Source organism: Thermodesulfovibrio sp. TK110 (assembly GCF_054658355.1).
Map to the genome: position 1 here is coordinate 204,848 of NZ_BAAHNB010000001.1, position 26,832 is coordinate 231,679.

24 protein-coding genes and 1 tRNA gene are annotated in these 26,832 nt (G+C 35.0%); 19 read left to right on the plus strand and 6 right to left on the minus strand.

Annotation, left to right across the window (positions count from 1 at the left end; translation table 11 throughout):
* The 3 genes from ACYQ3X_RS01125 (at position 1) to cas6 (ending at position 1,561) form a co-directional block, all read left to right on the plus strand.
* On the plus strand, positions 1–213 hold the full coding sequence (locus ACYQ3X_RS01125; protein ID WP_460180003.1) for a hypothetical protein: 213 nt from the start codon (positions 1–3) through the stop codon (positions 211–213).
* A 173-nt stretch (positions 214–386) separates the two neighbouring features.
* Entirely contained in the window at positions 387–635 is a 249-nt protein-coding gene (locus ACYQ3X_RS01130; protein WP_460180004.1) for a CRISPR-associated protein Csx3, read from the plus strand.
* Positions 636–637: 2 nt separating this feature from the next.
* A complete protein-coding gene (gene cas6 / locus ACYQ3X_RS01135; RefSeq protein ID WP_460180005.1) occupies positions 638–1,561 on the plus strand; it encodes a CRISPR system precrRNA processing endoribonuclease RAMP protein Cas6 in 924 nt (307 codons plus the stop codon).
* 89 nt (positions 1,562–1,650) lie between these two features.
* Here the strand turns inward: cas6 and ACYQ3X_RS01140 are convergent, their stop codons facing one another.
* Genes ACYQ3X_RS01140 through ACYQ3X_RS01155 form a run of 4 tightly spaced genes read right to left on the minus strand, consistent with a single transcriptional unit; the run spans position 1,651 to position 8,403 of the window.
* Positions 1,651–2,994 carry a sigma-54-dependent transcriptional regulator gene (locus tag ACYQ3X_RS01140; protein WP_460180006.1) on the minus strand — a complete coding sequence of 448 codons (1,344 nt, stop codon included), beginning with the start codon at positions 2,992–2,994 and terminating at the stop codon, positions 1,651–1,653.
* A complete protein-coding gene (locus tag ACYQ3X_RS01145) occupies positions 2,994–5,687 on the minus strand; it encodes a bifunctional acetate--CoA ligase family protein/GNAT family N-acetyltransferase (protein ID WP_460180007.1) in 2,694 nt (897 codons plus the stop codon). Before ACYQ3X_RS01145 ends, ACYQ3X_RS01140 begins: the two co-directional genes overlap by 1 nt.
* Positions 5,674–8,154, minus strand: coding sequence for a DNA gyrase subunit A (gyrA, locus tag ACYQ3X_RS01150; RefSeq protein WP_460180008.1), 2,481 nt, complete (start codon positions 8,152–8,154; stop codon positions 5,674–5,676). The genes ACYQ3X_RS01145 and gyrA overlap by 14 nt, the downstream gene beginning before the upstream one ends.
* Positions 8,155–8,202: 48 nt before the next feature.
* Positions 8,203–8,403 (minus strand): FmdB family zinc ribbon protein, encoded by a 201-nt coding sequence (locus ACYQ3X_RS01155; protein ID WP_460180009.1) that lies wholly within the window; start codon positions 8,401–8,403, stop codon positions 8,203–8,205.
* A 111-nt stretch (positions 8,404–8,514) separates the two neighbouring features.
* Between ACYQ3X_RS01155 and ACYQ3X_RS01160 the strand changes: the two genes are divergently transcribed.
* From ACYQ3X_RS01160 to ispD, 10 genes are all read left to right on the plus strand, one after another.
* On the plus strand, positions 8,515–9,105 hold the full coding sequence (locus ACYQ3X_RS01160; RefSeq protein WP_460180010.1) for a SurA N-terminal domain-containing protein: 591 nt from the start codon (positions 8,515–8,517) through the stop codon (positions 9,103–9,105).
* 4 nt (positions 9,106–9,109) lie between these two features.
* The gene (cdaA, locus tag ACYQ3X_RS01165; protein WP_460180011.1) at positions 9,110–9,868 is read left to right on the plus strand and encodes a diadenylate cyclase CdaA; all 759 of its coding nucleotides are present in this window, start codon (positions 9,110–9,112) and stop codon (positions 9,866–9,868) included.
* Between the two features lie 5 nt (positions 9,869–9,873).
* Positions 9,874–10,530, plus strand: a complete 657-nt coding sequence (locus ACYQ3X_RS01170) for a CdaR family protein (RefSeq protein WP_460180012.1) — start codon at positions 9,874–9,876, stop codon at positions 10,528–10,530.
* Positions 10,527–11,882 carry a phosphoglucosamine mutase gene (gene glmM / locus ACYQ3X_RS01175; RefSeq protein WP_460180013.1) on the plus strand — a complete coding sequence of 452 codons (1,356 nt, stop codon included), beginning with the start codon at positions 10,527–10,529 and terminating at the stop codon, positions 11,880–11,882. Before ACYQ3X_RS01170 ends, glmM begins: the two co-directional genes overlap by 4 nt.
* A complete protein-coding gene (locus tag ACYQ3X_RS01180) occupies positions 11,882–14,140 on the plus strand; it encodes a DNA internalization-related competence protein ComEC/Rec2 (RefSeq protein WP_460180014.1) in 2,259 nt (752 codons plus the stop codon). The genes glmM and ACYQ3X_RS01180 overlap by 1 nt, the downstream gene beginning before the upstream one ends.
* Positions 14,141–14,147: 7 nt before the next feature.
* Positions 14,148–14,762 (plus strand): imidazole glycerol phosphate synthase subunit HisH, encoded by a 615-nt coding sequence (hisH, locus tag ACYQ3X_RS01185; RefSeq protein ID WP_460180015.1) that lies wholly within the window; start codon positions 14,148–14,150, stop codon positions 14,760–14,762.
* Positions 14,759–16,630, plus strand: a complete 1,872-nt coding sequence (gene selB / locus ACYQ3X_RS01190) for a selenocysteine-specific translation elongation factor (protein ID WP_460180016.1) — start codon at positions 14,759–14,761, stop codon at positions 16,628–16,630. Before hisH ends, selB begins: the two co-directional genes overlap by 4 nt.
* Before the next feature lies 1 nt (position 16,631).
* Positions 16,632–18,059 carry a DegQ family serine endoprotease gene (locus ACYQ3X_RS01195; protein ID WP_460180017.1) on the plus strand — a complete coding sequence of 476 codons (1,428 nt, stop codon included), beginning with the start codon at positions 16,632–16,634 and terminating at the stop codon, positions 18,057–18,059.
* Positions 18,060–18,214: 155 nt separating this feature from the next.
* Entirely contained in the window at positions 18,215–19,066 is an 852-nt protein-coding gene (locus tag ACYQ3X_RS01200; protein ID WP_460180018.1) for a PIN domain-containing protein, read from the plus strand.
* Positions 19,056–20,231 (plus strand): 2-C-methyl-D-erythritol 4-phosphate cytidylyltransferase, encoded by a 1,176-nt coding sequence (ispD, locus tag ACYQ3X_RS01205; RefSeq protein WP_460180019.1) that lies wholly within the window; start codon positions 19,056–19,058, stop codon positions 20,229–20,231. The genes ACYQ3X_RS01200 and ispD overlap by 11 nt, the downstream gene beginning before the upstream one ends.
* Here the strand turns inward: ispD and ACYQ3X_RS01210 are convergent.
* Positions 20,220–21,236, minus strand: a complete 1,017-nt coding sequence (locus tag ACYQ3X_RS01210) for an alpha-hydroxy-acid oxidizing protein (protein WP_460180020.1) — start codon at positions 21,234–21,236, stop codon at positions 20,220–20,222. The genes ispD and ACYQ3X_RS01210 overlap by 12 nt on opposite strands.
* A gap of 50 nt (positions 21,237–21,286) precedes the next feature.
* Here ACYQ3X_RS01210 and ACYQ3X_RS01215 point away from each other — a divergent pair.
* From ACYQ3X_RS01215 to ACYQ3X_RS01240, 6 genes are all read left to right on the plus strand, one after another.
* Positions 21,287–21,359: transfer RNA gene (locus tag ACYQ3X_RS01215), tRNA-Ala, on the plus strand.
* Positions 21,360–21,454: 95 nt separating this feature from the next.
* Positions 21,455–21,664: a type II toxin-antitoxin system HicB family antitoxin gene (locus ACYQ3X_RS01220; RefSeq protein ID WP_460180021.1), complete on the plus strand. Its 210-nt coding sequence runs from the start codon at positions 21,455–21,457 to the stop codon at positions 21,662–21,664.
* A 374-nt stretch (positions 21,665–22,038) separates the two neighbouring features.
* Positions 22,039–22,785, plus strand: coding sequence for a class I SAM-dependent methyltransferase (locus ACYQ3X_RS01225; RefSeq protein ID WP_460180022.1), 747 nt, complete (start codon positions 22,039–22,041; stop codon positions 22,783–22,785).
* A gap of 273 nt (positions 22,786–23,058) precedes the next feature.
* Entirely contained in the window at positions 23,059–24,081 is a 1,023-nt protein-coding gene (gene selD, locus ACYQ3X_RS01230; RefSeq protein WP_460180023.1) for a selenide, water dikinase SelD, read from the plus strand.
* A 105-nt stretch (positions 24,082–24,186) separates the two neighbouring features.
* A complete protein-coding gene (locus ACYQ3X_RS01235) occupies positions 24,187–24,666 on the plus strand; it encodes an Hsp20/alpha crystallin family protein (protein WP_460180024.1) in 480 nt (159 codons plus the stop codon).
* Positions 24,667–24,695: 29 nt separating this feature from the next.
* On the plus strand, positions 24,696–25,580 hold the full coding sequence (locus ACYQ3X_RS01240) for an NAD-dependent epimerase/dehydratase family protein (protein ID WP_460180025.1): 885 nt from the start codon (positions 24,696–24,698) through the stop codon (positions 25,578–25,580).
* Here ACYQ3X_RS01240 and ACYQ3X_RS01245 read toward each other — a convergent pair.
* Positions 25,577–26,812, minus strand: a complete 1,236-nt coding sequence (locus tag ACYQ3X_RS01245; RefSeq protein WP_460180026.1) for a molybdopterin molybdotransferase MoeA — start codon at positions 26,810–26,812, stop codon at positions 25,577–25,579. The two genes, ACYQ3X_RS01240 and ACYQ3X_RS01245, sit on opposite strands and share 4 nt — an antisense overlap.
* Positions 26,813–26,832: the final 20 nt, after the last annotated feature.

The window sequence follows — 26,832 nt, forward strand, 5'->3', positions numbered from 1 at the left end:
ATGAAGCATATACATGTTTGTCTTGTTTCAGATCAGACAATTCCAAATATTCTTGGAATATTTTACTTTAAACCCGAAGAACTTCTTTTTATTACAACGGAACAGATGCAAAGGAAAGGAAAAACAGAGGCTATTATCAATACCATAAAGAGATTAGGAATGGATATACCCTATTATGAAATTTCGGTGCATTACAGAAAGAGTTTGGCTTGAGGGTTAAGAGTTTTTATGTTACAACAGCAGCAAATATTATCAAAAATGGTTAAATCAGAGCTTCTGTCAGCGCAAGGGCAGAGCAGTTCAATACTAAGATAATAAAACCTGATGAACTTACAAACTTTGAACAGATAATAAGAAAAGAACTAAAAATTATGAAGGAATAAGGCATGGCTGAGATAGTGATTGATATTAAAGATTTATATGAAGGAGACCAGGCAAAAATAAAGGATATACATACTTACATAAAAAAAGCATTACAAATTGCAGGAGAAGGGAACGAAATAATACTAACAGGACAAGGACCAATATGGCTTTATTTGAAGCTTGTCCATGCCCTGCATGGGAAGGCTGTGAAACTCATATATCGCAGTCCTGTAACAGGAGATGTTGTAATTTTTGACCATTCTCCCTACTGACTATGAAGATTTTTTATCAAAAATACACTTTCTATATAAAAGCAATTGACCCGCTTTATCTACCTTATTATAAAGGTTCAACCTTCAGGGGTGGATTTGGAAATGTTTTTAGAAAAGTTGCCTGTCCTCTGAGATTAATGGATTGCAAAGAATGCATTATGAAGCAACAATGTGTCTATTCTTATATTTTTGAAACTTATCCAGCAGAAAACTCCATCATACTCAATATGAATAAATACGAAAAAATTCCCCATCCCTTTATAATTGAACCACCTGAATATGAAGAACAATACTTTCCTCAAGGAAAGATCATTTCTTTCAATCTTATTCTCATTGGCTCTGCAATTGATTACATCCCTTACTTTATCTATACCTTTGAGCAACTTGGTAAAACTGGCATTGGAAAAGGCAGGGGTAAATATTCTCTTAGAGAGGTAAGAGTTGATGAAAACATTATTTATAGTAAGGGCATTCTGAAAAAAAGTTATCCTAAATTCATCGAAATACCATCTAAATTTGAGATTACTAATTCAGTAGAAAGGCTGAAATTAAAATTGATAACACCATTACGAATAAAGTATCAGAGAAAATTCGTTACTGAGCTTGATTTTCATATTTTAATCAGGAGTATTTTAAGAAGGCTTACTCTTCTTGCATATTTTCACTGCGGTGGACAGTTACCAGATTTTGCAGTTCAAAAAGTAATAAAAGAGGCAGAAAAAGTTAAAACCATTAATTCCAGACTCAGATGGTATGACTGGGAGAGATACTCTTCAAGGCAGAATTCAAGAATGAAAATGGGAGGATTAATTGGTGAGATAAGTTATGAAGGAAATATTACGCCATTTCTTCCATATATAAAGGCTGCAGAGATACTTCATATAGGCAAAAATACAAGTTTTGGATTAGGTAAATTTATCAGTTGATTTTTAAAACTCTTAGATCCTGTTTTTATAATCAACTCATGCCAAAATTAACTATGAAGCAAACTATTATATATCCTAATTTTTGCTTTTCATACTTTATCTCCAGGTCTTGGAAGCCCCCATTTTTTCCTCTTTTCCCAGAGAGCTTTTCTTGTTATTCCAAGCATGTCTGCAAGCTCCTGCTCAGTGTAAACTGACTGATATTTTAAAATAAATTCTTTTGTAAATTCTTCAATTGAAATAAGAGGAATATCCTTTTTCTTTTCTGAAATGCTTTTCATGTTTCTTACGTGTTCTGGAAGATGCTCAGGCTTTATTGTATCTGAGTCAGCAAACACTACTGCCTGTTCTATCACATTTTGAAGTTCTCTTATGTTTCCAGGCCAGGGATATCTCAGCAGAATCTGTATTGTCTGTGGCTCAAATTTTTTAATGTTTTTACCCATCTTTATAGAAAATCTTCTCATAAAGTGATATGCAAGAATTTCTATATCTTTCCCTCGTTCCCTGAGAGGGGGTATGTGAAGTGTTATTACATTCAGCCTGAAAAAAAGATCTTCTCTAAATTTACCTTCTTTTATCTCTTCTAACAGGTCTTTATTTGTGGCTGAGATAAATCTAAGATCAACCTTTTTAGTGGTAACACTGCCAAGAGGGCGAATTTCTTTGTCTTCAATAACTCGCAAAAGTTTTGCTTGTAGACCTATTGGCATATCACCAATTTCATCAAGAAATACAGTGCCTCCATCAGCTATTTCAAGAAGTCCTTTTTTATCAAAGGTAGCACCAGTGAATGCTCCTTTTACAAAACCAAAAAGTTCTGACTCAAGAAGATTCTCAGGCAGACTTGCACAATTAATTGCTACAAATGGTTTTTTCTTTCTATAACTTGCTTCATGAATTGCTCTTGCAAAAAGCTCTTTACCTGTTCCTGTTTCACCAAGAAGTAAAACATTCGTTGGAGTGTTTGCTATCTTTTTTATCTTTTCAAGTAAAAGTTTAATTTCCAATGATTCACCGATTATTGAAAAAACTTTTTCTTCAGAGGCTGGAATAATTTTTTCAGGTTCTTTTTTTTCTTTTGGTTGCTTGAAAACCATCAGGATCTCATCATAAACAAAGGGTTTTAGAAGATAATCATCCACTTTAAGTTTCAATGCTTTAAGTGCAGAGTTTATTGAAGGATAAGATGTAGTTACAATAGCTTTTACAGAGGGATTTAAAGATTTGATTTTACTTATAAGTTCCAGTCCATCTCCATCTGGGAGCTCTATTTCAACAACTACAAAATCATGAATATAGGATGCATAAGTATTTATCGCTTCCTGAAGTGTTGCTGCTATATCTACAGTAAAACCCCGTTTTTTCAGATAATTACTTAAGCTCTCTCTTAAAGCTCCATCTCCATCTACTATAAGAATTCTTTCACTCATTAAGTATTATCAAGATTTAATAATACCTTGACACTTTCCTCTTCAACATGATGTCTCTGGAATCCTAATCTATCTGAAAGTCCAAGCATATAAGTATTTATTCTTAAAATATCCATCCAAATTCTTTTTACACCCAAGTCCCTTGCAACCTCAATAGCATAACTGCAAAGTGCTTTTCCAACTCCTTTTCCCTGCCATGCATCTTCAACTAAAATTGCCATTTCAGCATCTGTGCCATCAGGGTCCTTTGACAGTCTCACATCTGCAACAATTTTTTCCTCCTTACCATCCTTAACAACGCATACAAAGGCAAACTCTCTATCATAGTCAACCTGACAGAATCTGACCAGATTTTCATGCCTCAAATCAATTGCTCTCTGGAAAAATCTCAAACTTATTGTTCTTTCGGAACATCTTCCAAGCAGAGCTGCAATAAGAGATTCATCTTCAGCCTTAATGGGTCTTACAATTGCCTTTGTTCCATCTTTTAATTCCACTTCTTTATAAAGATGCACTGGATATGGACATATACTTAAGTGGGGTGGGCAAAACTCTCCCTTGATTACTGCCTTTTTCTTTGGTGCTGTTTTATCAAGAATTACGCTGCAGTCAAGGGCAAATATTTCTGAATCAGTGATAAATATAGGATTAATATCAAACTCCTTTATCTGGGGAAAATCTGATATAAGATAAGAGAATCTTACCACAGTCTCTTCAAGCCTGCGTAAGATATCTTCATAGTAGGGATATTTATTAAGGTAACGATAAATTTTTGTCTCTTCCATCAGTCTTTTTGCAAGAGTCTGATTAAGAGGCGGAAGCCCTACTGAGTAATCTTCAAGTGCCTCAAGAAGATTTCCTCCTGTACCAAATAGAATAACTGAGCCAAAGGTTGGGTCTTTTTTGGCTCCAAGAGCGATTTCATATCCGTATGTTATAACCATTGGTTGAACAATAACAGAAGCCTCAGGGTCTCCGTGTTCTTCAGCAAGTCTCTTAAGCCATTTAAATCCTTCTATAGCTTCCAGTTCATCTCTTATATCCAGAATTACTCCACCTTTTTTAAATTTATGTATTATTTTTGGTGTGTCTATCTTTAAAACAATGGGATATCCGATTTCAGCTATTGCTTGCTTAAGTTCTTCAAGATTATTAGCTCTCTTTGTAAGAATCACAGGAATTCCATAGCTGGAAAGAATCTCAGAGGCTTCAAAAAATGTTGGTATAGACCTTCCTTCTGAAATTGCCTTTTCTATTATGCTTTCTGCTTTTTCAGTATCAAATTTAACATCCTTAAGGATTGTCTGAGGAGTTTCAAGAAGTAGTTTCAGGTTAAAATCATAACGATACATATACATAAATGTTCTTACTGCCTGTTCAGGGGTTACAAATGTTGGAATTCTATGGGAATTGAGCAATTCCCTTGCTTCATTGACCAGTGCTGCACCCATCCAGTTGGTAAGCACAGGTTTGTATGGATTTTCTTTTGCTACTTTTATAACGCAGTGAGCTGTCTGAACAGGCTCTGTTCCCAAGGATGGAGTCAACATTACTAATACTGCATCTACATTTTTATCTTTTATTATTATTCTCAAAGCCTTTTCATAGTGGTCAGGTTTTGAATCTGAAACTAAGTCTAAAGGGTTTCTAATAAAACGAGTTGGCACATTGCCTTCAAGTTCTTTTACTGTTTCCTCTGAAAACTCAGCAAGCTCTCCTCCAAGTCTAAGAAGGCTGTCAACAGCAGTAACAGCTGGAGCTCCAGCATTTGTAATTATTGCAAGCCTTTTACCTCTTGGTCTCCGTTGCTTTGAAAGAGTTTCTGTAATATAAAACATATCAAGCATTTCATCAACCCTTACTGCACCAGCTCTTTTAAAGGCAGCATCATAAACTTTGTCTTCACCTGCAAGAAGTCCTGAGTGAGTTAAGGCAACTTCCAGGGATTCTACAAATTTTCCTGATTTTACTATGACTATAGGCTTTGAAAAAGCAAAGGAGCGGGCAGAAGTCATAAACTTTCTTCCATTTTTAATAGATTGCATATATATAACAATTGCTCTTGTAGATGGGTCAACACCGAAAAAATCTATAAGATCAGCAAAGTCTATATCTATGTCAGAACCAAGAGAGACAAAATAACTGAATCCAATATTTTTATCAGCAGCTCTATCTAAAAGAGCAACTGAAAGGGTTGCACTCTGTGCTATCAATGCAATGTTGCCCTTGTTAAGTCTCCTTCTGAAAAGGCTTACATTTAAATTTATTCCTGGTCTGATAAAACCAAGAGTATTTGGTCCCAGAAGTCTGAAACCATATTTTCGGTGAGTTTCCTCTATTTTTTCTTCAAGATGCATTGCTTCTTTAACCTTTGTTCTGAAATCAGGGCAAAGCAAAATAACGCCTTTAACGCCTTTTTGCCCGCATTCTTCAAGAATATCCAGAACATCTGTGCCACATTCTTCTGCCAGAACAACAAGATCAATCTCCTTTGAGATATCACTCAGGTGTTTATATGCCTCAACTCCCTGAACAGAATCTGTTTTTGGGTTTACAGGATAAACAATTCCTCTGTAGCCTTCACCAATGAGATTTCTAAAAACCGTATAGCCAATGCTTCCAGGTGTGTCATTAGCTCCAATCACTGCAATTCTTCTTGGATTAAAGAAATAATCAAGATTATAAATTGACATTTTCCTCTCCTTCCAGAATTCTGCCAACACTAACTACAGTGTCGTCATTAGAAAGCTCTATTAATCTAACACCTGTTGTGGCTCTTCCCTGAGGTCTCAGCTGGGAAACTTTAAGCCTCAGCATTTTGCTACTGCTACAGATTATAACTTCATCCTCTTCTTTAACCTGCAAAGATGCTACAACATTGCCTGTTTTTGGAGAGAGTTTAATGTTTTTTACTCCTGTACCTCCTCTATGCTGAAGTCTATACTCCTTAATTGGCGTTTTTTTACCAATTCCCTTTTCAGTAATTGTAAGAACATAGGAGCCTTCAGATACCACATCTGCAGATACCACTTCATCGCCTTCTTCTGAAAATCTGATTCCAATTACACCTCGTGCTGTTCTTCCAGTTGGTCTTACATCTTTTTCATCAAATCTTATTGACATTCCTTTTTTGGTCGCAATTATTAAATGATTCTGTCCATCTGTCTTTACTACTGAAATTAATTCATCTGCCTCTTCAAGATCTATTGCAATAACACCTTTACTGCGAATGTTTCTAAACTCTTCAAGAGATGTTTTTTTAACAAATCCCTTTTTTGTAAACATCATGAGGAACCCCTTTTCAAGGTCTTTGCATATCAAAGCAGTGGTAATTTTTTCTCCTTCACCTAATTGCAATAGATTAACAATTGCTTTTCCACGAGACAGCCTTCCTGCCTCTGGAATTTGATAAACTTTAAGGCAGTAGACCTTGCCAAAATTACTGAAAAAAAGGATATGGTCATGTGTTGAACCAACAAGCACATCTGTGAGATAATCTTCTGAGAATGTTTCCATTGGAGTAAGTCCCTTACCACCTCTCTTCTGACTGCGATAATCAGAAAGAGAAGTTCTTTTTATATAGCCAAGATGTGTAAGCGTAATTACCATATCTTCCTGTGCAATGAGATCTTCCACATTTATTTCCTTTACTTCAGCTATTATCTGGGTTCTTCTTTCATCACTGTATTTTTGTTTAATTTCAATAAGTTCATCCCTGATAATCTCTCTCACAAGAGCATCATTTTCAAGTATTGCTTTAAGTCGTTCAATTTCTTTCAGAATTGCCTCATAGTCCTGAATTATCTTTTCTCTTTCCAATCCTGTAAGTCTCTGCAGTCTCATATCAAGTATTGCCTGTGCCTGAGTTTCTGTTAAAGGAAATCTGCTCATAAGGCGAATTTTAGCTTCTTCAGGATTCTGTGATTTTCTTATAATGGAAATCACTTCATCAAGATTTTCAACAGCAATTTTTAATCCAGCTAAAATATGAGCCTGATGTTCTGCTTTCTTTAGATCAAAGGCTGTTCTTTTAAGAACAACATCTTTTCTGTGCTTGAGAAATTCCCATAAAGATTCCTTAAGATTTAAAATTTTTGGTTGTCCATCAACAATTGCAAGCATTATTGCACCAAAGGTTGTTTCCATCTGGGTATGTTTGTAAAGATTATTGAGAATTACCTGAGGCATTTCACCTTTTTTGAGCTCAAGAACAACTCTTATACCTTCTCTGTTTGACTCATCTCTTATTTCAGTTATTCCTTCAATCTTTTTTTCTCTTACAAGTTCTGCAATCTTTTCAATAAGCTTGGCTTTGTTTACCTGATAAGGAACTTCTGTTATTACAATTCTTTCTTTAACTGCTTTGCCTTCTGTCTCTGCTTCAAAAAGTTGAATTTCCTTAGGTTTTTTACCTTTTGTCTCTCTTTCAATTTTAACTTTTGCCCTTATTTTAATAAGTCCTCTACCTGTTAAATAAAGGTCTCTAATTCCTTCTATGCCATAAATTGTGCCACCTGTTGGAAAATCAGGACCTTTTACAAAATTCATGAGTTCTTCTAATGAAATCTCAGGATTCTCAAGAAGATTAACCAACGCATCTATGATTTCATGGAGATTATGGGGAGGTATGTTTGTTGCCATTCCAACAGCAATTCCTGAAGACCCATTTATAAGAAGATTGGGAATTCTGGCTGGAAGCACAAGAGGTTCTTCAGTGGTTCCATCAAAGTTTGGAATAAATGGAACTGTTTCTTTATCTATATCCTGAAGAAGTTCTTCAGCTATTTTTGTAAGTCTTGCCTCTGTATAACGATAGGCTGCTGGAGGATCTCCATCAACGGAACCAAAATTTCCTTGCCCATCAATTAATGGATACCGCATGTTAAAATCCTGTGCAAGCCTGACTAAAGCATCGTAAACAGCCTGGTCTCCATGGGGATGATACTTTTTCAGAACCTCACCAACAACACCAGCACACTTTGAATACTTTTTCCCGGCAAGAAGTCCTTCTCTGAACATAGCATAAAGAATTCTGCGCTGCACAGGTTTAAGTCCATCTCTCACATCAGGAAGTGCTCTACCAATGATTACGCTCATGGCGTAATCAAGGTAACTTGTTTTCATTTCTTCTTCAATATTAACTTTTAGAACATCTGGCATACTGGCTCCTTTTTACAATCTTCTGGTATATGAATGAAGATTGATAAATTATTTACAGGAACTGCACGAAGAGGCTCCGCAGGAAGCACATTTGGAATTTCCTTTTTGCACCCCTTTCATTGCAAAGGTTGAAAATTTTTTAGTAACTTCCTCTGACCCGCATTTAGGACAGGAAACATTTTTATTCCCAAAAACGAGTAACTCAAAAGCCTCTCCACATTTTTTGCATTCATACTCATATATAGGCATTATTTCACCTCATAAAGTTTTGATTTGAGCTTTTTTATTATATCATAGCTTGCCTTATGTTAAAAAATTCTTTTAAAGTAAAAGAGTTAATTTATTGAGAGGAGGTCTACTGTGATAAAAACACTCAGAGAAAATGCAAAATATTTTTACTTTTTGTTTTTCCTTGTAATTATCACTTTTGTTTTCTGGGGTGTAGGAACTGTGGATAAACAGCATTCTGCTACAGTGGCAGAAGTAGAAGGACAGAAAATTTCAGCAGAGAGATTCTGGAGAAAATATGAAGAGACAAGAAGGCTTTATAGGGAAGTATTTAAAGATAAGGCAGCAGAAATAGAGCAGAACCTGAAGGAAAAAGTGCTTGAAGACTTAATTAATGAGGAAGTTTTGCTTTATTTAGCAAAAAAGTATGGAATAGAAGCAACAGAAAAAGAAATTCAGGATGCAATTATTAATGATCCGAGATTTCAACGAAATGGAATTTTTCAGAAAGATATATATTTTCAAATTTTAAGACTTAACAGAATTACTCCTGAGCAGTATGAGGCTTCTTTGCAAAGAGATATAACTATTGGAAAAACCTTACAAATTATCATGTTAGCAAAGGATAAAGCTGATATATCTGATGAAGTTTTTCTTAAATCATTTTTAAAAGCTGTTAGAACAAATATTTCAATAAAAATTAATAAAGAAGCCTTATCTTGAGAATATGGAAAAATTTTTTGATCAACTAAGGTGGCAGGATTTAATTGATATAGCCATTGTCTCTTTTATCATTTACAAAATATTTATTCTTGTTAAAGGAACTCGTGCAGCAAGAATGCTCATCGGAGTTGGAGTACTTCTTGCAATTTCCTTAATTTCAAGATTTCTTGAACTTTATACTCTTGACTGGCTTATTCAGAGTTTTTGGACTCAGATAGTGATAATTTTAATAATTCTTTTTCAGCCTGAGATAAGGAAAGCCCTTGCTCAGATGGGAGAGACTCCTATACTTCATAGATTCAGTTCTGCAGAGGAAATGAAAACAATTGAAGAAATAGTTAAGGCAAGCCAGGGGCTTGCTAACAAAAAAATAGGCGCATTAATTGTTTTTGAAAGAAATGTAAGTCTCAATGACTACGTTGAGATAGGTGTTCCTCTTGAAGCAAGGGTTACAAAAGAGCTTTTAATGAGTATATTTCATCCCACAAGCCCCATTCATGATGGTGCTGTAATCATAAAAAAGAATAGAATAGTAGCTGCAGGATGTTTTCTTCCCATAAAGCTCGGAGCAGACTTAAAGAAAACATATGGTACAAGGCATAGAGCTGCTCTTGGTATTACAGAAGAAACAGATGCTGTAGCTGTGATAGTTTCAGAGGAAACAGGAGGTATCTCTTTAGCAGTAAATGGAGAGCTTCTCAGCAACCTTGATATTGAAACTCTGAGAGAGAAATTAACAAATCTGTTTACAACGGAAAGATAAAGGAAATGAGGAGAATTATAAAAAAGCTTTTAGCGGAAAATCTCACATTTAAGTTAATATCCATTGCTTTAGCAATATTTCTCTGGTTTTTTGTTACTTTTAAAGGACAAACAGAAACATCTGTTGAAGTTCCTGTAGAGTTTAAAAATACTCCAGCAGAGATGGAAATTTTGAAACAAAATGTAAAAAAAGTAACAATTGTAATCTCTGCAAGGGAAAGAATTCTTAAAGAATTAACTCAAAATAATATCAGAGTAGTGGTTGACTTGTCAAATACTAAACCTGGTGAAAATTCAATTCCTATAACAAAATCCTCTATTAAACTGCCAAGAGGAATTGAAATATTAAGAATTGAACCATCCCAGGTAAAAGTTTACATGGATGAAAAATCACAGAAAGAAGTTCCTGTAAAAGTAGTTCTCTCTGGTAGTCCTGCCAGAGGATTTTATGTGGCATCAGTAAGCTCTGAGCCTCATACTATAAAAATAGAAGGAGCAAAAAAGGAACTAAACAGAATTCGTGTCATAAAAACCGAGCCAGTGGATATAGAAGGGATCAATGAAGATCTGAAAATTCAAGTAAAAATAGATCCTGAAGGAAAAATTTTCAGAACAAACCAGGACACAGTTTATATAAATGTAAAACTGGGGAGGAAGCGATGACATTTTTTGGCACAGATGGAATTAGAGGAACAATAAATCAGTATCCAATGATACCTGAATTATGCATGAAAGCAGGTATGTCTCTATGTTTTCTTTTAAAACAAAGGATTTCTCACAAGCCAAAAATTCTAATTGGAAAGGATACAAGAATCTCAGGCTATGTAATTGAATCAGCTTTAACAGCAGGAATAACTTCAATGGGAGGAGATGTTTATCTTGTTGGACCAATTCCCACTCCAGCAGTTGCTTTTCTTGTGAAAAGCATGCGTCAGGATGCTGGAGTGGTAATTTCAGCTTCCCATAACCCATTTCCTGATAATGGAATAAAGATATTCTCAAATGATGGCTTTAAGCTGTCTGAGGATATTGAGAGCACTATTGAAAAACTTTTAAAAGATCCTGATTTCCCTCAAAAAAGACCATCTGCAGAGGTTCTTGGAAAAGCTTTTAGAATTGAAGATGCTACAGGAAGATACATAGAGTTTGTTAAATCAACTCTACCAAAAAATTTCAGTTTTGAAGGACTTAAAGTAGTAATTGATCCAGCAAATGGAGCAGCTTATAAAATCACTCCAACACTTTTTAAAGAACTTGGAGCAGAAGTAATAACAATCAATGACAAGCCTGATGGGCTGAATATAAACAAAGAATGTGGAGCTCTTTATCCTGAAGGATTGATAAAAAAAGTCAGAGAAACTCAGGCACATCTCGGAGTTGCCCATGACGGAGATGCAGACAGAACAATTTTAATTGATGAAAAGGGAAGCATTATTGATGGTGATTTTATTCTATCTATATGGGCAATGAATTTGAAAAAAGAAAAAAAACTTAAAAAAAATACAGTCGTTGCCACTGTTATGACAAACAGCGGAGTTGAAAACTATCTCAACCAAAGAGGGATAAAACTCATAAGAACACAGGTTGGTGATAGATATGTTGTGGAAGAGATGCTTAAAGGTGGATACAATCTCGGTGGAGAACAGTCAGGACACATTGTATGTCTTGATTATTCATGCACAGGAGATGGAGCAATAACAGCTGTTCAGATGGCTTATATTATGATGAAAAATGGTAAACTTCTCAGTGAATTAACAAAGGAAATACCAAGGTATCCACAACTTTTAAAGAACATCAAAATTCCTGAGGGAATTTCAAAAAAGGAGGCTATAAAAAAACTTGAAGATTTAAATTGCACAATATCAAAGCTTCAAAAGGAAATAAATGGAAGAATACTTATAAGACCATCAGGAACAGAACCAAAAATAAGAGTTATGGTGGAAGAAGAAGACTCAGAAAGAGCTCATAAGATTTTAATGGAACTGGAAGAGTTGATAAAACAAAAACTCTCCTGATGCCTTTTGTTCCTTGTTTAGTTTCAGGAATTTTTCTTGGATATCTTTTTAGTTATTTCCCTGTAATAACAATAGCTCTTTCAATTCTTTTAATTTTTGCTTTTAAAAATAACAGGCTCATCGCTACATTTCTTGCAATATCAATAGTTCTTGGAATTCTTTATGCAGGTATCACTTACACTAAAGATGATACAGTACCTGAAAACATGAGCTTTACAGGATATTTAAAAAATAAAAGTGGCAATATATACGAGTTTAAGATTATTAACTCTGATCCTGAAATTAAAAAAACTTTCCTGAAACTATACTCAATACAACCATTAAATGAAGGAGAAACTTACGAAATAGAATGCCTTATGGGTAAAAAGCATTTAAATCCCTATCAATATGGAGATTCTCTCTGCTTTTTGAAAAAACAAAAGCTGAAAGAGCACTCTAATAAAACTACAGTTGAGGAAATAAGAGAAAAAATAAATAAAAAAATCTCAGAAAGCATAGATAAAGAAATCTCTGGAACACTCATTGCAATGACAACAGGTGAAAGAACTTTAATTCCATTAGAGATTCAGGAAGACTTCAGAAAAACAGGGCTGATTCATCTGCTCAGTATATCAGGAGCTCATTTTAGTCTTTTATTTACAGTGTGTTTTGTCATATTAAAATTTCTAATTAAAAGGCTTCCATACATTGTTTTGTTAAGAATTACCCTTTACTGGAAGCCTTCTCAATTAGCCATTGTTTTTACCTTTCCTGTTATTTTATGCTACTTTCTTATAGTTGAACCAAACTATCCAAGCACTCGCTCATTTATTATGGCAATACTCTTTATGATAGGAGTTCTATCAGAGAGAAAATCCATGTGGATTTTTACTGTAAGCTTTGCATGTCTTGTAATCTTAATTCTTGAACCTCAGGCAATCAAAGATATTTCCTTTCAACTAAGCTTTCTTGCCACTTTAGGAATTGGCTTTGCATCAGATATTTATAAAAGCTTTAAAGATAAAATTCCAAAAAGAGTTTCATATCCCCTTTTAAGCCTTCTTATAAGTATTTCAGCAACGCTAATTACAGCACCTCTGATAATTTACAGATTTCACTATTTATCCTTGATATCTCCTTTAGCAAACCTTACAGTAGGGCTTTTAATTGGAATGGTTCTTTTTCCTCTTCACCTATTTTTTGTGGCAATTTTTTTGATTACAGGATACTATCCTTTGCCAGAGTTAATTGATTTTATTGGAAAGCTCTCTTTTAAAACAATGCATATTCTTGCCTCTTTTAAACATTCATCAATATGGATTCCTCCAATTCCTCCTGTGGCATTAGTTAATTTCTATATGGCTGTTTTTGTTTTGCTGTTTGGCTTTTATTGTTTGAGAAGAAGCAAAAAACTAATGCTTGGTTTTTCCATGATTTTATTTTTAACTTCTATATTAATCCCTTTTTTTATGCATTTGAAAGATAGAGAAAGCTTGAAAATTACATTTCTTGATGTGGGTCAGGCAGAATCAACAGTTTTAAAAAATCCATCTGGATTTTTTCTTATAGATACAGGGAAAACAGGATGGGAGGCAACTCAGTTTCTTAAAGCCTATGGTGCTGAGGAACTGATATTTATTATTACCCATGAGCAAAAGGATCATGCAGGAGGATTTGAAAGAATTTTGCAAAACTTCAAGATAAAAGAAATATGGGATACAGGATATATTAATTACAATAAAGAGCTTGTCAATAATATTTTAATCAGACATCTTGAAAGAGGAGATGTTTTAAAGGTAGGCAGATGTTCTTTCACAGTACTTCATCCTTATAAAGGATTCTGGAGTCCTTCTCTATCAAAAGACAGTAATGAACTAAGCTTAATATTTAAACTTCAATGTTTTAAAAAAAGTTTCCTCTTTACATCAGATGCTGGAATTAATGCTTTGCAGACAATTCCTGTGAATTACTTGAAATCAGAGGTAGTAAAAATTCCCCATCATGGAAGTAAACACTCTTTTTATCCAGAGTTTTATAAAGCTACAGAGCCTGAGATTTGCATAATAAGTACAGGAAAACAAAATCCCTATGGACATCCTCATAAAGAAGTTATTGAAAATATTAATAAAAAATGCAAAATCTATAGAACTGATGAAGATGGAGCAATTCAGATTAAAGAATTACCAGATGGAAGCCTTAAAGTGCAAACCTTTAAAGATGCTGTGTTTAAGCCATATGATGATTGGGAAAATTTAAAAAAACTTTTTATTTTATGGTAAACTTTTAATGATGATAGCAGTTATTGACTATGGAATGGGAAATATAAGAAGCGTTTCAAAAGCATTGGAAGCAGTGGGAGCTCAGATAAAAATCACTCAAAATTCAGAGGATATTAAAAATGCCAGAGCTCTGGTGCTTCCAGGTGTTGGAGCTTTCCGTGACTGTATAGAAAACCTTTCAGAATTGGGAGTTTTACAAACAATAAAGGAAGAAATTTTTAATGGTAAACCTTATCTTGGAATATGTCTTGGAATGCAAATACTTTTCAGTGAATCTGAAGAGTTCGGATTCTGCAAAGGGCTTGAGATATTTAAAGGAAGGGTTGTAAGATTTAAGCTTCCAAAGGAATACAAAATACCTCATATGGGATGGAATACAGTTAAGTTTAAAAAGAAAAACAAAATAGTTGAGAGCATTCCTGATAAATCCTATTTTTACTTTGTTCACTCTTACTATGTTGTCCCTGAAGATGAAAAAATTATTGCTGGAGTTACAGATTATGGAATTGATTTCACATCTATGATAGTTTATGAAAACATTTTTGCCACACAGTTTCATCCTGAAAAATCACAGAAAACAGGACTCAAGCTTCTGAGAAATTTTGTTGAACTCAGCAGATGAAAAAAGTAATTCTTGGCACAGCAGGACATATTGATCACGGTAAAAGTGCTATAGTAAAAGCATTAACAGGTATTGATCCTGACAGACTCAAAGAGGAAAAAGAAAGAGGGATAACAATTGATCTTGGCTTTGCAAACATCAAATATCCAGACTTGATTGTTGGCATAGTTGATGTACCAGGACATGAAAGACTTATTAAAAATATGCTTGCAGGAGTTGGTGGAATTGATATAGTCATGCTGGTAGTGGCTGCAGATGAAGGAGTTATGCCTCAGACAAAAGAACACCTTGCAATATGTGATTTGCTAAAAATAAAATCAGGATTGATTGCTCTGAATAAAGTAGATCTTGTTGATGAAGAAACAATTGAAATTGCAAAAGAAGATGTAAAAGAAGCTGTCAAAGGAACATTTCTTGAGAATGCTCAAATAATACCAGTTTCAGCAAAAACTGGATACAATATTGAACTTTTAAAGGAAAAAATCAGAGAGCTTGCCTTATCAGTGGAAGAAAAATCAACAGGCGGAATATTCAGAATGCCAATTGACAGAGTTTTCTCTTTAAAAGGCTTTGGAACTGTTGTTACAGGCACTGTTCTTTCAGGTAAAATCTCTGTTGACTCTTTGGTAGAAATTATTCCTGCAGGAATTACTTCAAAAATAAGAGGACTTCAGAGTCATGGACAAAAACTTGATGAAGCCTATGCAGGACAGAGAGTTGGAATAAATCTTCAGGGAGTATCAAAGGAAGAACTTAAAAGAGGAGATGTTGTCACCATTCCTCAAAAACTTAAACCCACCACATTTCTGGAAGTAAAGATAAAGCTTTTAAAAGATGTAAAACCATTGAAAAATGGAGCACCTGTTCATTTTTATCTTACCACATCGGAAACAGTAGGAAAAATAAAACTTTTCAATAAAGCTGAAATTTTACCTGAAGAAGAAGCCTTTGCTTATGTGAATCTACAGCAACCCATAGTTGCAATGGCTCAGGATAAATTTATTTTAAGAAGATTCTCTCCACTTGAAACTCTTGGAGGAGGAGTGGTTCTTGATCCTCAGCCACCAATAAAAAAGAAAGAACTAAAGCCAGAGTATCTTGAATTGCTTTCCATTGGCAAGCTTTCAGAAAAGATAGAAGTCAAAATTAAAAGAAAGGCATTTACTGGAATTTCAATATCTGAGCTTGAAGGCTGGATAAATGCAGATTTAAAGGAGATTAAAAAAGCTGTGGATGAACTTCTGGAAAAACGAAAGATTATAAAAGCTGAAAATCATCTTTTTCACATGGATGTTTTCAATAGTTTCAAATCTTGTCTTTTAAATTTTCTCAAGGAGTTTCATCAAGCAAATCCTCTTAAAGAAGGATTACCAAAGGAGGAACTGAAAACAAAACTTTCTTTTGATAGATCTCCTGAGGTTTTAATGCTTTTACCCTATATTGAAGAAGTTTCACTACAAGGCAATACAGTAAAGCTAAAGTCAGCACAGAGGGAAGAGATTGATCCCATGATAGAGGAAAAGATAATAAAAGAACTTCAAAGAGATTTTCAACCTCCGCTTAAAGAGGAGATTGCTCAAAAACTTTCAATCTCTGAATCAAAACTATCAGACATATTAAAAATAATTGCCAGAAAAGGAAAAATAGTTCGGATAAATGACTCCCTGTATCTTCCAGTGGAAAATTATAATAAAATGCTTGAACTGCTTAAAGATTTCTTTTCAAAAAAGAATGAGATGACAGTTTCTGAATTCAGAACTCTTCTTAATACAACAAGAAGATATGCTATAGCATATCTTGAACATCTTGATTCCCACAAAATAACTCTTCGGATTGGAGAAATCAGAAAAATGGTTAAAAGAGGATAGAATGACAAGAAAAAAACTTGCTCTGATTGTTTTAACTTTTCTCATTGGATGCTTAGTTGGAGCAGTAGCATTTTATCTAATAAGCACACCAAGACAGTCTATCCCTGTTTATAGAAGCTTTGTTGAGCCTGTTAAAAGCTTTGCTGAGATAGTTAAAGCAGTTTCTCCTTCAGTGGTAAATATCTCTACAACAAGGACAGTTCAGAGTCCACCAACACTGGAAGAGCTTTTTGAGTTTTTACCACCTCTTGGAAACTCTCAGGGTAAAAAATGGAAAGAAATGAGCATGGGTTCAGGAGTAATTGTTTCTTCTGATGGATATATTCTTACAAATTATCATGTTATTGAACAGGCAGAGGACATAAAAGTAACTCTCTATGATAGAAGAACATTTAAAGCCACCTTAGTAGGAGCTGACCCAAAAACAGATCTTGCAGTAATCAAAATAAATGCAAAGGATTTACCAGTTGCTCCATGGGGAGATTCAGACAATCTTCAGGTGGGAGATTTTGTTCTTGCCATTGGTAACCCCTATGGATTAACTCATACAGTTACAATGGGAATTATAAGTGCTACAGGAAGAGCAGATGTAGGAATAGCTGATTATGAAGACTTTATTCAAACAGATGCAGCAATTAATCCTGGAAATTCAGGAGGTCCTCTTGTAAACATAAAAGGAGAAATCATAGGAATAAATACAGCAATATTTTCAAGAACAGGAGGGTATCAGGGAATAGGATTTGCTGTTCCAAGCAACATGGCTCGTGTGATAAAAGACAGTCTAATAAAAGAAGGCAAGGTAATAAGGGGATGGATAGGAATAATGGTTCAGGATTTGACAGCAGAGCTTGCAGAAAGATTTAATTTAAAGGAAGCATATGGAGTTATAATTACAGATGTAGCGAAACAGTCGCCTGCTTACAGAGCAGGACTCCAGAGAGGTGACATAATTCTTGAATATGACGGTAAACAGATAACAGAAAGTGCTATACTAAGAAATCTTGTTGCTCAAAGCAAAGTTGGCTCAATCATAAATCTAAAAATTTTCAGAGATAGTCAGATTTATACAATACCAGTGACAATTGCTCAACTTCCTTCAGAGCAGATTCAGGAGACAAAAATCTTAAAAAAATCAACAGGAAAGCCTGAAAATCCTTTTAAAGGATTATCCGTAATTGAGCTTGACCCATCAATGGCAAAACAGATTGGAGTTGATCAGGAAGACAGAGGAGTTGTTGTTTATAAAATTGAACCTAACTCACCTGCTGAAACAACAGGACTTAGAAAAGGAGATCTCATAATGGAGATTGAAAGACAGAGGATACAGTCTGTATCTGATTTTCAAAAGGCAATACAGAGAATCTCAAGATCTGATGTTCTGGTTTTGATAAATAGAAGTGGAAAAAAATTTTATATGATTCTGGGATGATGAGCCTGTTAGTTATTATTTTTGTGATAACTGTGGGTATTGTTAGTTTATCCAGCTTAAGTGATTCATTTTTTGTCAATCCCATTATTAAAAGTTTGACTGTTTTATCAGGCAGTATTTTTTTACTGCTTTTCCTATACTCAAAACTGAAAAAAATGAATAGTTCACAAATACTGTTTGGATTTTTAGGGCTTTTTTTCGGAGTTCTCTCTGGATTTCTTCTCAGTATCCCTCTATTAATTTTATCTTCAACTCTTTACGCAATTGCTTTCATCATTATTACAGGCTTTGGATATGCTGGTGCAATTTTTGGTTTAAAAAAGGCTAAAACAATTAAAATTGGAGATATTTTATGGATAATTAAAAAAGAGGCTATATGGGAAGAGCCAAAAATCCTTGATACCAATGTTCTCATAGATGGTAGAATTGCTGATCTTGTAGATTTAGGCTTTATAAAAGGTACAGTATTGATTCCAAGATTTGTTTTAAGAGAAATCCAGCACATTGCAGACTCACCAGACCCTCTTAGAAGAGCAAAAGGCAGAAGAGCTCTTGATGTACTTCAGAGAATCAAAAGAGCAGAAAAGATAAGATTTGAGATTGTAGAAAAAGACATTCCTGAAATAAAGGAAGTTGATACAAAACTTGTTGAAATTACAAGAATTCTTAGAGGCACACTGATTACAAATGATTTAAACCTTATAAAAATTGCTCAATTAAGGGGAGTGCCTGTGCTGAACATGAATGAACTTGCTCAAGCAATGAGACCTCCTGTGCTTCCAGGTGAGGTCTTAAAGCTCTTTATAGTTAAAGAGGGTAAAGAGCCTGATCAGGGAGTTGCTTATCTTGATGATGGAACAATGGTAGTTGTTGAAGAAGGAAAACAATATATTGGTAAAACTATGGATGTAGTAATTCATAGTGTTTTGCAAACAGGAACTGGAAGAATGATATTTGGCAAACCAAAAATTGAAGCATCATCTTCTGAAACAAATCATGAAATGTAGTGCCATAATTGTTTCAGCAGGCTTCGGAAAAAGGTTCGGCTCTCCAGATAAAGTGTTTTATGAAGTAAATGACAAGCCAATTTTTATATGGGCTGTGCAAGCTTTTGAAAAACTTGAGTTTATCAATGATATCTGGATTGTAACAAGAAAAGATGCAGTCCTAAAACTTCGTGATTATCTGCAAATTTTTAATATTAAAAAAGTTAAGAAAATCGTTGAAGGCGGGAAGGAAAGACAGGATTCTGTTTATAATGCACTTAAATTAATGCCTGAGGATACAGAGATTGTTTTAATTCATGATGCAGCTCGTCCTCTGGTCAGTAAAGAATTGATAGAAAGGGTTTTTAATGCCATGAATCCACAGATTGACGGTGTAATACCAGTAACAAAAATAACTGATACAGTTAAATGGATTAAAAGCAGAAACATTGTTGGCGGGACCCTTAATAGAGAAATTCTCAGAGCAGTTCAAACACCACAGGCATTCTGGTTTAAAAAGATTCTTGAGTTTTACGAAAAAGCTTACAGTGAAGGAGTTTATGGAACTGATGACGCTTTTTTGGTAGAGGGCTATGGCGGCAAAGTTTATATTGTTGATGGTGATGAAAAAAATATTAAAATAACAACAAAGCAGGACATTGAAAAGATGAAATCAATTCTCAATCTAACCGATATTAAAACTTTCAGCATGAATATAAGAGTTGGCATAGGATACGATAGCCACAGACTTGTTTCAGGAAGAAAACTTGTGATTGGTGGAGTTGAAATTCCTTATGAAAAAGGGCTTGAAGGGCATTCAGATGCTGATGTCCTCATTCATGCAATAATTGATGCAATACTGGGTTCTGCAGGAGCAGGTGACATAGGAAAACATTTTCCCGATACAGATCCTCAATATAAGGATATTTCAAGCCTTGTTTTACTTGAGAAAACTTTGAAATTCATAAGAGAGCAAAAAATTGAACCAATCTGGATTGACTGCACAGTGTTTGCTGAAAAACCAAAACTCAGCCCTTATATACCAGCAATGATTGAAAACTTCAAAAAACTTGGATTAAAAGTAAACATTAAAGCAAAAACAGCTGAAGGTATGGGATTTATTGGAAGAGGTGAAGGAGTAGCTGCTCAGGCAATATGCCTGAGCAGTATAAAGTTAGACCCTTAAAATGGCTTTTGGAACATTTTTTACAGATGCAACCCCTGTAAGAAGCATTGCCTGTTTAAGTTCATTCTTTATATTGTCAAAATAAAGCTTAAGACCTTCTCTTCCACCACCAAAAACCGCTACAACAACAGGTCTTCCAATAAGCACAGCATCAGCACCAAGAGCAAGAAGTTTAAGCACATCCACACCAGAGCGAACTCCGCCATCTGCAATAATTGTAATTTTACCTTTAAATTTTTCAGTAATCTCTGGCAGAACCTCTGCAACACCTGGAGTATGGTCAAGAATTCTTCCACCGTGATTTGATACAACAATGGCAGCTACTCCTATATTATACGCAATCTCAGCCTCTCTGATAGTCATTATGCCTTTCAAAATAAAAGGAAGTTTTGTTGCTTTAACGAGTTCTTCAATCTCCTCTGGAGATTTTGGACTTACAGGTTGTCCTTTAAGTGCCATTGTGATAAGTCCTGCTCCGTCAATATCAACTCCCACTGCTATTGCTCCTGCGTCTTCAGCCTGTCTGATTCTTTTGATTATTTCATCCTGTGCTCTTGGTTTAATTATAGGAATTCCTTTACCATTATTTTTTTGAATTGCATTAATTCCACTCCCATACATTGTTGGATCTGCTCCATCACCTGTCCAGCCAATTGTTCCTGCCATAATAGAACCTGCAATTACCTCTTCCGTATAAACTTCTTCTGTAATTGCTCCTCCCATATTATATGTTGTTCCTGTTATAGGAGCAGCCATCACAGGAAGAGAAAGACTCTGGCCAAAAATTTCCAATGTTGTATCAGGTTCTCTCACATTATGAATAGTAGAAAGATTGAGTTTAATCTTATTTAAAGCCTCAATATTAGCTTTGAAAGAAGCGCCAGTTCCAACCCCTCCCATGCCAGGAACTTCTCCTGCACAGGCAATGCCATTGCAAACAGGACATACACGGCAGTAAGGTTTTAACTTTTCTTTTGCATTTTTCTTCACATCCTGCCAGTTCATCTAGTTCCTCCTTAAAAATTTTTTCATAAAATGATATTATAAAATAAATTGGGCGGTTAGCTCAGCCGGGAGAGCGCCAGAATCGCACTCTGGAGGTCAGGGGTTCAACTCCCCTACCGTCCATTTGATTAAAATCCCTGATGGGAAAGCAAAGCCATATCAGGTAAAACAAGTAAGAAATTTAATATTAAAATACAAACTCCATAAGGAGGTGGACGATGTATAAATATGAGATAATACTTTACTGGTCTGAGGAAGATCAGGCATTTATAGCTGAAGTTCCTGAACTTCCAGGATGTATGGCAGATGGTAGGACTCAGGAAGAAGCACTTATAAATGCTCAGAAAGTAATACAGCAATGGATTGAAATAGCAAAAGAACTTGGCAGAGAGATTCCTGAACCAAAAGGTAAAATTGCTTATGCTTAATCAGTTTGTGAAAAGGAAATCATAGCTTCAAAAATACCTCTCTCTTTTCTTTCATCATTTGTTTCACTTATGCAAATGCAACAATTATAATCGCTGTTACAATAGTAGCAAATGTAAGAATAACTTTCTGAATATCATCTGAAGTTAAGCAGTTTGTTGCCTCTCTGCCTAAACCATGATAAGTTGGTTGGGCTTTATAGCCCTCCTTATAGCTTTATTTCCTACAAGAAGGCTAACATATATGTGAAATTTAATATAGTAACCACAAACTCACATAAACAGTTGACAAGAAAATAAAAATTAATTACCATATATAAAATCGGTCAGAAGACCGTTTGAGTTTTAGCATTAAAAAATTTTTATTATCAGTGGTCATGAAGGCCACAGTTTCGGGCAGAAGCCTGAAGCTGTGGCTTTTTTATTTGATTATGATAGCAACTGAAATAAAGAAAATCTCATACTGGAATGAGAATGCAAAATGGTACAGACTATGGCGTGAGCACAACCTATACCATGAGCCCATAAAAAACTTCTTCTTTAAATTCACTCAGCCAGGATTAAAAATCCTTGATATTGGCGCAGGAGATGGAGTTTTAACCTTCCCTTTAATAAAAAGAGGCTGTCATGTAACAGCGCTTGAACCTTCTGAGACAATGCAAAATTATCTTTATGAAAATTCCCTCGCCAATGGTATTAAATTAAAAATTGAACCAAGAAGATTTGAAGAATTAGAATGCCATGAAATCAATGAGTTTGACCTTGCTTTAGCCTGTAACAGTCTTCATCTTACTGAGTATGGAATTGAAGGCTCAATGTTTAAGCTTTTTAGCTCTCAGGTGCAAAGTATCTTTCTTGTTACTGAAAAAGTTTTCTACCCTGATAAGTTTAAATTAATTTATCCTGAATACTCACTGATTTTTAACCATTCCTACCTCTGTGAAAGCTCCTTTGCCTATCACAGCCTTGATGAGATTTTTGAACACTGGGAGTTTAAAAATAAAAGAGAGCTTTTCAGCTGGGAAAGGCAAAAGCTTATAAAATCAATCACTTATGAGAAGGGGCATTACTGGCTCAAAGATTTTGCAATAGTAAATATATTTTACTGGAGGAGGGGAGTATGATTCTGCAAATTTTTGTCACTTTGTTTTTCTATTTTATTCAACATAACAGGCAAACTCAGCTTTTTTCATTCCTGGAAACCTTCACAGTTTGAATATTCAATTAGTGGTAATTATGTGAAAAGCGATGGTTCGTTCCTCTGGAGTTGTCACCAAATAAATGGGATGCCCTTGTTGCTTTGGTACACCGAAGCAGTCAATTTCTTAGGTATTCAAGAGATGATTCTATAGGCAGTTTTAGCAAGTTATGGTAAAATTAAAAAAAAAGGGGTTGAAATGCTTACAGAAAAAGTTAAGGCTGCTGGCTGAGCAGCAAAGATAGGTCCAGGGGACCTGGAAGAAATATTGAAATATATTCCGTTACCTGAAGATCCTAATATTTTAATTGGTTCTGAAGATTGGTCTGATGCTGGAATTTATCGTTTAAAAGAAGATCTGGCAGTGGTGCAGAGTGTTGATTTCTTCACTCCCATTGTTGATGATCCCTATGATTTTGGACAGATTGCAGTAGCCAATGCCTTAAGTGATATATATGCAGTGGGTGCTAAGCCTCTTCTGGCTCTCAATATTGTTTGTTTTCCAGTAAATGAAATGGATAAATCAATCTTAAGAGAAATTTTAAGAGGCGGAGCAGATAAACTCAAAGAAGCAGGAGCTTTTATGATAGGAGGACACAGTGTTGAGGACCCTGAGATAAAATATGGAATTGCAGTAACTGGAATTGTCCATCCTGAAAAATTTGTTACTAACAGGGGTTCAAAAACTGGAGATATTTTAATTTTAACAAAACCTATTGGAACAGGAATTCTTTCAACAGCACTTAAAGGGAAACTTCTTGATCCTCAGACAGCAAAGATTCTTACTCAGACAATGGCTTTGCTTAATAAAACAGCTTCAGAAGTTATGATGAATATTGGAGTTCATGCCTGTACAGATATAACTGGATTTGGATTACTGGGACATGCTTTAGAAATGGCAAGAGCAAGCAAAGTAACAATAAAAATATGGAAAGATAAAGTTCCGCTTCTTCCAAAAGTTTTTGAGTTTGCTTCCATGGGAATTGTTCCAGCAGGAGGTAGAAGAAATGTAAACTATTGTTCAAAATTGATTGATACAGGACAAACAGATCCAATAACTCTTGATGTTCTTTCTGATCCTCAAACCTCAGGAGGACTCCTCATTTCTGTAGCTTCAGATAAGGCAGATGCTTTGATTGCAGAATTGAATTCAAAGGGAATTCTGGCAATCCCAGTAGGTGAAGTTATGGAAAAAAGCCAGGGCAAAGTTATTTTAATTTGATATGAATTGTATAAAATAATTTAATAAAATCTCTTGACAAAAAGAGCATTTTGATGATATATTTAGTTAGATAATATCAATATCACCTAAAAGGAGGTGTTAGCCATGACAAGAAAAGAAACAAAGGATGTAGCAAGGGTTGAACCTTCAATTCTTTCTCCCTTTGAAGAAATTGAGCGTCTTTTTGATGAGGTTATGAGGAGACCCTTTTCTCTATTCAGATCTTTTGTTCCAAGATTAAGAGAGGAAGCTGAGTTTATCTCTCCAGCAGTGGATATATATGAAGAAGGCGATGATTTGGTGGTTAAAGCAGAGCTTCCAGGCATAAAAAAAGAAGACATTGAAGTGAAAATTACCGATGATTATCTCACCATTTCTGGTGAGAAAAAGAAAGAAGAAAAAGTAGAAAAGAAAGACTACTACAGATACGAGCGATCCTATGGTTCATTCTCAAGAACATTCAGGCTTCCTGTGGATGTTCAGACGGACAAGGCAAAGGCAAAATTTGAGAATGGTTTGCTTGAAATAAGAATTCCTAAGAGTGAAGAAGCAAAGAAAAAAGAAAGAAAGCTTCAGATTGAATAAAAAAGGGGGTCCTCAAAAGAGGAGGGCTTTTGCCCTCCTTAATTTTTATGAAAAAATTACTCATTACTGGTGGAACAGGTTTTGTTGGAAGATATATTGTAAATCTTGCTTTAGAAAGAAACTATGATGTTCATTTAATCGTAAGAAATCCAGAAAAAGCAAGACTTCTTTTTAGTGAAAAACCCAAAATCTATCAACTTGATGATTTTACCAATCTAAAAAAACTTAGAAAAATCATAGAAATTATTAATCCCAAGATTGTAATTCATCTTATCGGTATAATTCAGGAAAAAGGGAAAGATACATTTGAAAAAGTGCATTATGAGTATTCAAAAGCTCTTTATGAAGTTTTAAAAGATTCTGGTGTTGAAAAAATAGTGCACATGAGTGCTTTAGGAGTTGATGAAAAAGCTCCGTCTGACTATCATACTACAAAGCTTAAAGCAGAAAAAGAATTAATAAAAACAGGGCTTCCCTTTGTCATACTGCGTCCTTCTTTTATTGTGGGACCTGAGCAACTTCTTTTTTTAAAGCTAAAACCAATTTTAAAGAGACTGCCATTTTTGATATTTCCTGATATTGGCAAATACTACTTTCAGCCAGTAGATGTAAGAGATGTGGCAGAATGTTTTCTTAATGCCATTAATTACAATGACAACGGGATTTTTGAACTATGTGGAGATGAAAAAGTAACTTTAAAGGACATAGTTCATGAGTTTGCAAAAAATCTGGGGAGAAATGTTATTTTTGTTCCTTTGCCAGAGTTTGTTCTTAAAATTTTTGCAAAACAGCAATACAAAATGATGTGGAGAGACAATGTCTGCGGATACAGTGAGGCGCTTCATATGGAGTCTCTTTTAAAAAGAAAGCCAGTTCCTTATAGAGAACAGATAAAATGGGCTGCTCAACACTAATCTATGATTTCAACTAAAACTTCCTGCCCTTCTGAAACTCCCAGTAACTCAGAAGGGATGTGAACAATTCCCTGTGCTTTTACAAGACTCATTATAAGTCCTGATTTACTCAACAAAGGAGTTGCCCATATTTCACCATCGCGACTGTCAAGATAAACTCTTATAAAATCTTCTCTGCCAGCCTGGGAGTGAATACTTCTTGAAATTCTTGCTTTTATGAGTTTTTTAAAGTTTTTATCTGTTAATGAAAGCATATGATAAATCACGGGTTTGACAAAGAGTTCAAAACATATGTAAACAGCTACAGGGTGCCCAGGAAGTCCAAAAACAGGTTTGCCATTGCATACTGCACCAATAACAGGCTTCCCTGGCTTTATTGAAGCACCATGAAAAAGCACGCCAGGACAGCCAAGTTCATTAATAACCTTTGCTGTTAAATCCTTCACACCAGCAGAAGTTCCACCTGTAATAAGAACAATGTCACTTAATTGATAGGCTTTCAGAGCAGTTTCTTTAAGTGCGTTGTATTCATCTCTTATAATTCCCATTTTTAATGGAACAGCAGCAGTTTCATAAATTAAACCTGCAAGAGTAAAGGAGTTTACATCCCTTACTTTTCCAGGAATAACTTTTTCAGTATGAGGAATTATCTCATCTCCTGTAAGAATTATAGAAACAACAGGCTGTTTAAAAACTTTAACAGTTGTTATTCCAACTCCAGCAAGAGCTCCTATATCCTGAGGCTTAAGCTTGTGGCCTGCCTTTATAATAACTTCTCCTTTTTTTGCATCCTCATCACGAAATATAACATTCTCCCCTGGAGAAACAGCTCTTAAAACCTCAATCAAATCCTTTGATACAACATTAACATGCTCTACCATCACAACAGCATCAGCTCCTTCAGGAAGCATACCTCCAGTTGCAATAGATGCTGTTTCCCCATTTGAGAGAGCAAAATCTGGTATAGCCCCCATAGGTATATCACCTTTAACAGTAAGATAGGCTGGAGAACTCTCTTTTGCGCCAAATGTATCAGAAGCCTTAACAGCAAAGCCATCAACAGTGGAACGTTCAAAGCCTGGAAGATCTTCAGGTGAGATTATATCTTCTGCAGTAATTCTTCCATAGGCTTTTTCAATTGGAATTGTTTCAACTTGAAGACAGCCTGGCACAATATGATGGAGTATAAGCTTTAAAGCATCGTGAGGAAGAAGATATTTTTTATCAAGCATAAATTTTATTATACAAGAAA